Annotated in this window: 1 protein-coding gene (running past one end of the window); it reads right to left on the reverse strand. The window is 69.7% G+C overall.

From position 1 onward, the window contains the following. Positions 1 to 12,019, reverse strand: partial view of a non-ribosomal peptide synthase/polyketide synthase gene (locus tag AC3B6C_RS21385; protein ID WP_488374049.1) — the final stretch only. 14,552 nt of this gene lie beyond the right edge of the window; 12,019 of the gene's 26,571 nt are visible here — the last part of the coding sequence; its start codon lies off the right edge, out of view; the stop codon is at positions 1 to 3.

Below are 12,019 nucleotides of genomic sequence, written 5' to 3' on the forward strand. Positions count from 1 at the left end.
TCACGCAGGAGTCGTACCCTCTGCCTCCGCGATCGCCGCGTCGATCCGCGGTCCGATCTCCCCCAGCGCATCGCTGCCGACGATCCCGAGGTGATCGGCATCGACATCGACGCGGGTGACCCGCCCACGGAGGAACGGTGCCCAGCGCTCAGCCGTCATGTCCGGGTCGGCTTCACCGGCGGCAGCGATGACGAGCATCGCGTCGCCGTCGTAGGCACGCGGCCGGTGGTCGACGGTGCGCGCGGCCGACGTCGCCATCCGCTGCAGCATGCGATCGAAGGCAGCGCCGTCGAGCAGGCCCAGTCCGGTGACCCGCTCGCGGATCGCCGCGGCGATCACGGCCGGATCGTCCGCCGCGGTGACCGTGTCGATGTCGATGACGGCCTGCCACCCGCCGAGCAGGTCCGCGACCGTGGTCCGGGTGTCCGCTGTTCTCGCGTTCGCGGCGCCGGCCGGCGCGTCCTGGGTGGACACCCCGGAATGCGCCGTCTCGTCGTCGATCTCGAGGTCGTCACCGGTGGCGGGATAGCTGTCGAGGAGGGCGAGGACACCGACTTCGGCACCCTGCGAACGTAGTTCGGCTGCCATCTCCTGGGCGATCAGCCCACCGATGGACCAGCCGACGAGGTGGTAGGGGCCGTGCGGGACGATCCGTCGGATCTCGGTCACATACCGTGCGGCGAGGTCACTGATCGACGCGTCGGCCGTGTCGCCGGCCACGACGAAGGGGTCTTGCAGACCGAAGACCGGCCGATCGTCGAGATACGGGGTCAAGCCGGCGAAGAGCCACGCCAGCCCGTCGGCCGGGTGGACACAGAAGACCGGTGCGCGGCTGCCCTCCGCACGTAGTGGAACAACCACGTCGCCCCGCGGGACGTCGGTGGCGGCCGGGTCCTCCCGCACGACGTACGCGGCGAGCCGCGCGCCGAGATCGCGTGGCGTGGGTCCGGCGAAGATCCAGGCGACTTCGACGGGCACTCCGGTTCGACGACGCAGCAGCGACACCAACCGCACCGCCGACAGCGACGTCCCACCCGCGTCGAAGAATCCCTGGCCCGCGCTCGTCACCGCCTGTCCGGTGATCTCCGTCATGGCTTCCGCGACGGTCACCTCCCAGCGACCCGACGGCGCCGTGTCCTCGGCGCCGTTCCGCATGACACCGTCGGCGGTCATCCGTGCGGCGACCTCGCCGTGGTCGGGCCGGCCGTCGGTCCCGAGCGGAATGCTCTCGACGATGCTGATCATCGTCGGCACGCAATGGGCTGCCAGAGTCTGCGACAGTTCGCGGCGGAGCCCGGGAACATCGAGGTCGTCACGGTCGAGTACGACGCAGGCGCCCACCTCGACGCCGTCATCGGTCGGCAGACCGACAACGGCCGCCGCGGTCACGCCTGTCACCGCGGCCAACGCCTCCTCCACCACATCCAGCTCCACTCGTCGCCCGTCGATCCGGGGATGGCGCGCGATCGGCCCCACGATCTCGCGTCGTGACCCAGGTGCGTCGACCCACCGCGCCCGCACGCCCGTCGGGATCAGCGCACCGTCCTCCGCGCGCTCGTACAACTCCCCCGGCACCCGCGGGGGCACCGCCCGGCCGGCGGAGTCGACGATCGCCGACACCCCATCCCCGGCACCGGACACATCGACCTCGTCGACGACGGCATCGACGTCACCGGTGACGGCATCGAGCATGTGCAGGAAGACGTCTCGGATTGCCATCACCGTCTCGACGTCGAACAGCGCCGCGGCATAATCGATTTCGCCGACCAGCTCGACACCGGAACCGGCGCCGACGGGTCGCTCCGCGAGACCGAGGGTGAGATCGACCTTCGCCGGCGGCGGCCCCGGTTCGACAGCCACCACTTCGAGACCGTCCACGATCAACGGGTGGGAGTCCACACCGATCACCGGGCCACGACCGGGTCCCGGTACGGCCGGTCCCCCCGACGACTCGGCGACGTAGTTGAGCATGACCTGGACCAGCGGCGCGTGGGCTGTGGAACGAACCGGCGCGAGATGCTCGACCAGTGTCTCGAAGGGGATGTCGGCGTGCGCGAACGCCGCGAGGTCGGTGTCGCGTACCCGACGGAGAAGGTCCCCGACCGTGTCCGCGACCCGCAGGTCGGTCCGCAGCACGACCGTGTTGACGAACATCCCGATGAGCCCTGCCGTGGCCGCGTGACCGCGCCCGGACACGGCGGCGCCGACGCTGACATCGTCCACGTCGGCCACGCGCGCGAGTGCGGCGACGAACGCGGCGTGACAGACCATGAACGGCGTCATCCCGTGGGCTCGTGCAGTCGATGCCACTGCCGCACTGCGTCGCTCGCCGAGTTCGAGAGACAGCCGGCCGCCGGTGGGATCGGCGACCGGCGGACGCGGACGGTCACCGGGTATCTCCAGCGCGGCCGGGACGCCGGCGAGCGTCTCGGCCCAGTACGAGTACTGCACGGACATGGGCGAAGTCGGATCGTCGATGTCCCCGAGCACGTCGCGTTGCCAGAGAGCGTGATCGGCGTACGCGATCCCCGGCACGTCGATCGTCGCGTCGTGGCGGTATCCGCCGAGCACTTCCCCGGCCAGGATCGCCAGGGACGCCGCATCGCCGGCGATGTGGTGGAGGACCAGCACCACCCGATGCGTCGGCGGCGTACCGCTCGACGCCTCCGGTGGTGACGTGGCGATCGCGACCCGCAGCGGCAACTGCGTCGACACGTCGAATCCCTCCGCGCACAACGTCATCGCCTCCTCGGCCGAGCCGGCCGAATCGAAACGCAACGCGTCCGCCGCCGTCGCCGGATCGAGGATGTGCTGTGTGGGCACCCCGTCCTCGCCCAGCGGGTAGACGGTCCGCAGTGGTTCGTGTCGGGTCATCACGGCCACGACCGCCGCACGCAGCGCACCGACATCGAGGAACCCGCGGATGTCGAAGGCGACGGGCATGTTGTACATCGGGGAGGTCACGTCGAACTGGTTGATGAACCAGAGGCGTTGCTGCGCATACGACAACGGGATACGCGGCGGACGGGGGCGCGCGACGAGCGGATGCTCGGCCACCCGACGTCGCATCAGGATCCGCGCGAGCTCGCGGACCGTCGGGGTGCGGAAGAGGTCGCGGACATCGAGGTCGACACCGAGTTGCTCGCCGATCCGGGCCACGACCCGCATCGCGGCCAGCGAGTTGCCACCGAGATCGAAGAACGGCACCGTCGCCGACACCTCGTCGAGCCCCAGCACCTCGGCGAAGACGAGGGCAACCGCTCGCTCGGCGGCGTCGGCAGGCGGCTCCATCCCGGTCAGCTCGCCGCCCGGTGCGGGCAGTGCTCGACGGTCGAGTTTGCCGGTCGCCGTGAGCGGAACCGAATCGAGGATCACCCACTGGGTCGGACGCATGTACTGCGGCAACGATTGTCGGAGGTGCTCACGGATCGCGTCGAGGTCGACGCTGCCGGCGAGATATCCGACCAGCGCATCGCCCGCCGGACCGCTCCGGACGGTGACGGCCGCGTGCGTCACACCGTCGGCGCGAGCCAGGACGGTCTCGATCTCACCCAGTTCGATTCGCTGCCCGCGCAGCTTCACCTGGAAGTCCGCCCGGCCGAGATACTCGAGCGCGCCGGAGACGTTCCAGCGCACCAGGTCACCGGTCCGGTAGAGCCGCCCTCCCACCACCCCGGTGGGGTCGGCCACGAAGCGCTCGGCGGTGAGATCGGGTCGACCCGCGTACCCGCGCGCCAGCTGGTCCCCGCCGACGTACAGCTCGCCGACCACCCCGACCGGCGCCGGACGCAGCATGTCGTCGAGCACCCACGTCGTGGTGTTCGCGTTGGGCCGGCCGATCGGCACGAGCACATCACCGGGAGCGAAGCGATACGCCGTCACCTCGACTGCTGCCTCGGTCGGACCGTAGAGGTTGTCGAGGTCGGCCTGCGGTGCCAGTGCGGTCATCGCCTCCGCTACGGCGGCAGGCAGGGCCTCACCCGAGGCGTTGATCCGCCGCAGCGACGACAGTGCCTCCCGCCGCTGCGGATGGTCACCGATGTACTCGACGAACGCCGCCATCATCGACGGCACGAAGTGGACGGACGTGACCCGGTGCCGCTCGATCTCGGCGAGGACGTGGGCCGGGTCGACATGCCGACCGTCCTCGACGATGACCAGGCGGGCGCCGGCCATCAGCGCCTCGAACAGCTCGGGGACGGACACGTCGAAGGTGACCGGTGTCTTGAGCATGACCGCGTCGTCGGGACGCAGCGGGGAACGAACCGACATCCACGTCAGCCGGTTGAGTACGGCACCGTGACTGACGGTGACGCCCTTGGGCGTTCCCGTCGATCCGGACGTGAACAAGGTGTAGAGGGCGTTGCTCGGACGAGGCCGGCGCAGTTCCGGTCGTGGACCGGGGATCGCCGCCTGCGGCGCGCTTCCGTCGACCACGAGCGTCGGCGTGGACAGGGCGGAGAGCGCGGGTGGTCGGACGTCGACCGTCAGGATCATCGCGATCGACGCGGCGTCGACCATGGCCGCGACCCGGTCGGTGGGTGTCGACGGGTCGATGCTGACGTAGCTGCCGCCCGCCATGATGACGGCATGGATCGCCAGGACGAGTTCGACCGAGCGTGGGATGCACACGCCCACCGCCACATCCGGCCCCACCCCGCGGGTGGTCAGGGTCTCGGCGAGCCGGGTGACCCGGTCGAGGAACTCGCGGTAGGTCACCGTCCGCTCGCCTGCCACGAGGGCCGTCGACTCCGGTGAGCGGCGCGCGGCGGCCTCGATCGCGTCGGCGATCGTCGACCACGGCACCGGCAGGTCCGGTCCCGCCACCAGCCCGGCGATCCGCGCGCGCTCGGCCCCGTCGGTCAGGTCGATCGCGCCGACGGGCAGGTCACCTTCCCCGACGATTGCCTCGAGGATCCTGGTCAGCCGGATGATCGCGGTGTGCGCGGTCGGTTCGTCGAACAAGTCGGTGGCGTAGACGATCTCCACCGACCACGGGCGTCCGGGACGGATCGTCACCGCCACTGTCAGGTCGAGTTGGGTGGTGCCGGTGGATGCTTCGATCGGTTCGAGGACGAGTACGTCCGACCCCACCGCGCCGGATCTGACGACCGGCACCCGCGGGGTGGTGCCGTCCCGGTCAGCGTCGGCCCGGTCAGGATCCTCCCGGTCATGCAGGACCGACAGCATCACCTGGCTGATCGGGGCGAACGCCTCCGACCGGACCGGGGAGAGGCGGTCCACCAGGTATTCGAAGGGCACGTCGGCACGTGCGAGCGCGTTGACGTCGTCGACGCGCACCCGCTCGAGAAACTCTCCGATGGGCGTCCGCGGGTCCACGTCGGTACGCAGGACCACGGTGTTGACGAACATGCCGACGAGGTCGTCGAGCTGCGCGTGCCCGCGACCGGCGACCGGTGTGCTGATCACGATGTCGCGGGTCGCCGACAGCCGCGCCAGCATGATCGACAGTGCCGCATGGACCACCATGAACTCGGTGGCGCCGTGTGCGCGGGCCGTGGCCGCGATGCGCCCCGTCAGCTCAACCGGGATGTTCGCGGTCACGCGGCCCCCGCGCTGCGACGCCACCGGCGGTCGCGGCCGGTCCGTCGGCAGCGGGAGCAGGTCGGGAACTCCGGCGAGTCGGTTCGTCCAGTAGCTGACCTGGCGACCGAGAACGGACTCCGCCGAGTCGATGTCGCCGAGTGTGTCCCGTTGCCACAGAGCGTGATCGGCGAACTGGATCAGTGGTGCCGCGGCGATGGTGTTCGGCCCGCTCGCTCCGCTCCAGGCGCCGTTGATTGGATTCGGCCCGCTCGCTCCGCTCCCGGCGCCGTCGATGGGATTCGGCCTGCTCGCTCCGCTCCCGGCGCCGGGTTCCGGCGCCCGTCCTTCGGCACGTGCCAGATACGCACTCCACAGGTCGGCGACGAGCGGGCGCATCGACTCGCCGTCGGCGGCGATGTGATGCAGCACGACGACCAGGATGTGCTCGTCGGGTTGCATCCCATCGCGGCCGACCGCGACGAGTCGGACCCGCAGCGGCAGTTCGGTGGTGACGTCGAAGGTCACGTCCCCGACGAGCTCATCCGGATCGGCGAGATCCGGTGACACCTCGACGGTCTCCCACCGCAGGCGGGCACGGGCCTCGTCGACCGGCAGGATGTGCTGGCGGGGCTCGCCACCCTGCGCCGGGAAGATCGTTCGCAGGACCTCGTGGCGGGCGATCAGGTCGATTACGGCGTCGCGCAGGGCGTCCCGATTGAGTCGGCCGCGAAGACGGGCGAGCAGCGGGATGGTGTAGGCACCCGATCCCGGGTCGAGCCGGTTGAGGAACCAGATGCGCTGCTGCGCATACGACAACGGGATGAACGCCGGCCGCGGATCGGCCCGGCGCAACGGCGGCGGGCGCGATGCGTCGTCGTAGGCGGCGTCGATGCGACGCGCCAGCCGACGGACCGTGGGCGCCTCGAAGATGTCGCGCACACCCACGCGGACCCCGAAGGCGTCGCCGGCGCGGGCACTGACGCGGGTGGCCGACAACGAGTTGCCGCCGATGGCGAAGAAATCCGCGGTCACCGAAACCCCGGTGCCGGACGAGCCGTCCGACGCCGCCTCGTCGACGCCGAGGACGTCACCGACGATGGCGGCGAGTACCCGCTCGGTGTGGGTCGAGGGCGGAACGCGCTCGGCGTCGGCACTCGTCGGCTCGATGGCGGGGAGGCGCGCACGGTCGATCTTCCCGATCGGGCTGCGCGGCATGGTGTCGAGGACCGCGAGCGCGGCCGGGATCATGTGCGGCGGGAGGTGGGCCGCCAGATGCTCCCGGAGCGCGGCGGTCATCTGTCGCGCCTGGTCCGGTCCGCCCCCGGGATCGACCGGTTCGACATAGCCGGCCAGCGAGGCCACCGGGTTCCCGACGCCGACGACCGCGGCCGTCCGCACCTCCGGGTGCGCGCTCAGGACCGACTCGATCTCACCGAGTTCGAGCCTCTGGCCGCGCAGTTTGACCTGGAAGTCGGACCGGCCGACGTACGTCAGTGCGCCGTCACGGGACCGGCGCACGAGATCTCCGGTCCGGTACATCCGCGTCCCCGGCTCACCGAACGGCGCGGCGACGAAGCGCTCGGCCGTCATCGCCGGCCTTGCGTTATAGCCGCGCGCGAGTTCGGGTCCGGCGAGGTACAGCTCCCCGACGACCTCCGGCGGTACCGGGTGCAGCCGCTCGTCCAGGACGACCGCGCTCGCACCGGGGACCGGGCTGCCGAGACGGACCGGCTCGTCGGTCCCGATCGGGGGCGAGGTGACGCTGATGATCGTGGTCTCGGTCGGTCCGTAGCCGTTGTGGAACCCCACTTGCGGGGCCCACCGGTTCTTCTCGGTGTCGGGGACGGCCTCGCCGCCGACGAGTACGTCGGTCATGGGCAGACGGGCGGGGTCCGGCAATGACGCCGCCACCGAGGTCACCAGGAAGGCATGGGTGGCACTGTTCGCCGTGACGAAATCGGCGAGGTCACGACCGCCGACGACGTCGGGAGGTACGACGACGAGCGTTGCGGCACTGCCATAGGTTCCGAGAACCTCGAGAATGGCGGCATCGAAGGCCGGCGAGCTGATACCCAGCCAGCGCGCCTGCGGCCCGGACCGGTGCCGGTCGCGCAGCACCGCGGCGACGCCCGCGAGTCCTCGGTGCGTCACCAGCACTCCCTTGGGAGTTCCGGTCGACCCGGAGGTGAAGATCATGTAGGCGCCGGAATCGGCGGTCATCGGTCGGAGGGGACGAGGGGGGTCGACGACCGGTCGCCGTCGCAGGTCGCGGACGAGGTCCGGGGTGAGCAGCAACGGCGCCGACGACGTCGCGGCCACGTCGGTGGCGAGTCCGTCCACGGTCCCATCGGTGAGGATCAGCGCGGCGTCCGCGGCTGCGAGGACGCGAGCGATGCGTTCGGCCGGATACCGGGGATCGATCGGGCAATACACCGCACCGGTCTTGGCCACGGCCCACAACGCGAGTTGCGCGGTCGCCGACCGCGGGAACACGCACGCCACCACGTCCTCCGGGCCGATGCCGCGCTCGACGAGGTCATACGCGAGCTGTGAACTCGCCGTGTCGAGTTCGGCGTAGCTCCAGATCTCTTCGCCATCGACGACGGCCGGGTGCGACGGACGAGTCCGCGTCGCGCCGATGAGCAGGTCGGCGAGGAGCGTCGGATCGGGATCGGGAACGCCGGACACGAGGGGGACCATCTCCTCGTCCCCGGTCAGCACATCGAGGTCACCGACCGGGCACGTGCTGTCGCCGACCGCGGCCGCCAGCACGCCGACGAAGCGATCGACGAGCCGGCGGGCGTCGGATTCGTCGTAGAGGTCCGTCGCGTAGGTGAGTGAACCGCGCCAGGGAGCCCCCTGCGCCGGGTCGGTGAGGACACCCAGGGTGAGGTCCAGTTTCGCCGAATTGTCCTCGACCGAAACGGGTTCGATCTCGAGTCCGGCGAATCGACCGTCGGGTGTGACGGGAACGGCGAGTTCGGAGGTGGTGAGCAGAACCTGGACCAGCGGTGCGTGAGACGCAGCGCGGACCACGCCGAGTTCGTCGACGACGTCGTCGAACGGCACGTCGGCATGATCGAGGGCGTCGAGATCGACCTCGCGCACCACCCGCAGAAGGTCGGCGAATGCCTGTGCGGGCACGATCGGGGTCCGCAACGCAACGGTGTTGACGAACATGCCGATCAGGTCGTCGGTGTCGCCGTCCCGGCCCGCCGCGGCGGTCCCGATGACGACGTCCCGGGTCCCCGCCAGCCGGCCCAGTACCGCGGCCAGTGCCGCGTGCAGCACCATGAATGCGGACGCGTCGCAGTGCCGTGCGAGTGCGTCCACGCCTTGCGCCACTCGTCCCGGGATGACGAACTCGACCGCGGCACCTCGCATGGTCGGCGTGGCCGGACGAGGATATGTGGTGGGCACATCGAGAAGAACCGGCGCACCGGTGAGCTGCCGGACCCACCACTGCCGGTGCTCGTCCTGCTCGTCCACGCGCCCGGCCGTGCGCACGACGTGATCGGCGTACTGGATCGGCAGCGGCAACCAGTCCGGGGTCCGGCCGTCGCGTCGCGCCTCGTAAGCGATGAGCAGGTCGCGTGACAGCGCTCGACCCGACTCGCCGTCGGCCGCGATGTGGTGGATGCTGATGACCAGCAGCGCACCCGTTCCGGGCTCGACATGTGCTCGGGCACGCACGGGCAGGTCGCGCGTCAGATCGTACGGTTCGGCGGCCACGGCGAGTGCTTCGGATTCAGAATCCACAGTTGCTAAGTCGAATCCGTCCCAGTCTGATGCAGACGACCCCGCATCGACCTCGTGGATCAGCTGTTCCGGGCGCCCGTCGCGGCCGATCGGGTAGGTGGTCCGCAGGATCTCGTGGCGTGCGACCACGTCGGCGAGTGCACGACGTAGGTGCTCGACGTCGACCTGGCCGCGAATGCGGAACGCGAACGGGATGATGTACGACGCGACTTCCGGCTCGTACTGGTTGATGAACCACATCCGGCGTTGCGCACTCGACAGCGGCAACACGGACGGACGCGGTGAGTCGGACGGACGGGACACCGACGGGCGGCCCAGACCCGGTGTCGCAGTACCGGAGCCGGGAGCGTCGACTCGGCGCGCGAGGTCGCGAACCGTCGGGGCGTCGAAGACGTCCCGGACCCGCACCGTGACGCCGAGCATCCGGGAGACGCGTGCCGCCAGCCGAGTGGCGGCCAGCGAGTTGCCGCCGAGGTCGAAGAAGGTGTCGGTCACCGAGATCGACTCCGAGCCCGACAGTCCGAGCACGTCGGCGAAGACACCGGCAATCGCCACTTCGGTGTCGGTGTCGGGTTCGACCCGTGCGGCGGAGACGACGTCCGGCGCGGGCAGCGCCTTGCGGTCGACCTTGCCCGCGGTGTTCAACGGCAACGCGTCCAGCACGACCCAGGACGCGGGCCGCATGTACGCAGGCAATCGTTCAGCCGTCGCACGCAGCACCTCGACATCGACATTGGTTCCGGTGACATGAGCGACGAGTTGCTCTCCCGCGGGGAGCGCCATGACCGAGACGACCACCTGGGCGACACCCGGCGCACCTGCGAGGACGGTTTCGATCTCCCCCAACTCGATCCGCTGCCCCCGCAACTTCACCTGAAAATCAACACGACCCACATACTCCAACTCCCCCACACCACTCCACCGCACCCGATCACCCGTCCGATACAACCGCACACCCACCCCACCAAACGGATCCGCCACAAACCGCTCCGCAGTCAACCCCGCCCGCGACGCATACCCCCGCGCCACCTGCACACCACCCAGATACAACTCACCCACCACACCCACCGGCACCGGCCGCAACCGCGAATCCAACACCCACACCGACACATTCGGCACCGCCCGACCAATCGGCACCACCACCTCACCACCCGAGACCACATACGACGTCACATCCACCGCAGCCTCAGTCGGCCCATACAAATTCACCACCCGCACCGACGGCACCAACCCCCGCAACCCCTCCACCGCACCCACACCCAACGCCTCACCGGAACAAAACACCTGACGCAACGACCCCAACCCCACCGAACCCCGCCCCACCGAACCCTGCTGCTGCGCCGACTCCCCCAGCGCCTCCACAAACACCGACAACATCGACGGCACAAAATGACACACCGACACACCACACCGCTCCACCACCGACGCCACATACCACGGATCCCGATGACCACCAGGCTCAGCCACCACCACCGAAGCACCAACCATCAACGGCCAAAACAACTCCCACACCGACACATCAAACGACACCGGCGTCTTCCACAACACCACATCCCGCTGCTCCAACCCGAACAACGACTGCATCCACCCCAACCGATTCACCACCGCAGCCTGCGACACCGTCACACCCTTCGGCCGCCCCGTCGACCCAGACGTGAACAACGTGTACACACCCGCACCACCAGGCACCTCCCCCACACCCGACACCACCCCACCCAACAACCCAACCCCCACCACACCCGACACACCACCAACCACCACACCATCAACCGAAAGACCCACCCCCTCACCACAATCCACCACCACACGCCGCACACCCGACACCCCACCAACAGAAGCCACATCACCAGACGCCACATCACCCGCCCGCACCACCACCACACCCACACCAGCCGTCGACAACATGAACCCCACCCGCTCCGCAGGCGCATCCACCTCCACCGGCACATACCGACCACCCACAGCCACCACCGCATGCACCGCCACCAACAACTCCAACGACCGCGACATCACCACACCCACAGCCGAATCCACACCCACACCCAACCCCGACAACTCCCGCGCCACACCCCCCACCAACCCACCGAACTCCCCATACGACACCACCCGCTCACCCACCCGCACCGCCACCGCACCCACCGACAACCCCACCCGCTCAGCAACCACCGACCCCACCGAACGACCCGACCACCCCAACCCCACCCCAACACCACGCGACCAACCCTCGATGGCGGCGCGCTCGTCCGCGTCGACGAGGTCGATGTCGCCGACGATCACGTCCGGATCGGCGAGGCCTGCGTCGAGAACGTCGACGATCCTGGCGGCGACGCGTCGTGCCGTGCGCGCGTCGAACAGATCGGTCGCGTAGACGATCCGGCCGGCCACCGATGCGAGGGCGCCACCGGAGTCTCGCTCGGCACTCATCCCGATCATCAGGTCGAATCGGGCCGCGGGCGGACCGGCATCGACGGGCGTGATCGTCAGACCCGGTGCCGACAACTCCCCCACGGACGTCTGTTCGAGGGTCAGCAACACCTGTGTCAGCGGCGCGAACGCCTCGCTGCGAGTGGGTGCGAGCGCCTCGACGAGGTACTCGAAGGGCACGTCCGCCGCGGCGAACGCGTCGAGATCGGTGTCCCGCACCAGCCGGACCATCTCACCGAAGGTCGCGGCGGGATCGACGGAGGTGCGCAGCACCAGGGTGTTGACGAAC

The organism is Gordonia sp. 11cp, assembly GCF_057767225.1.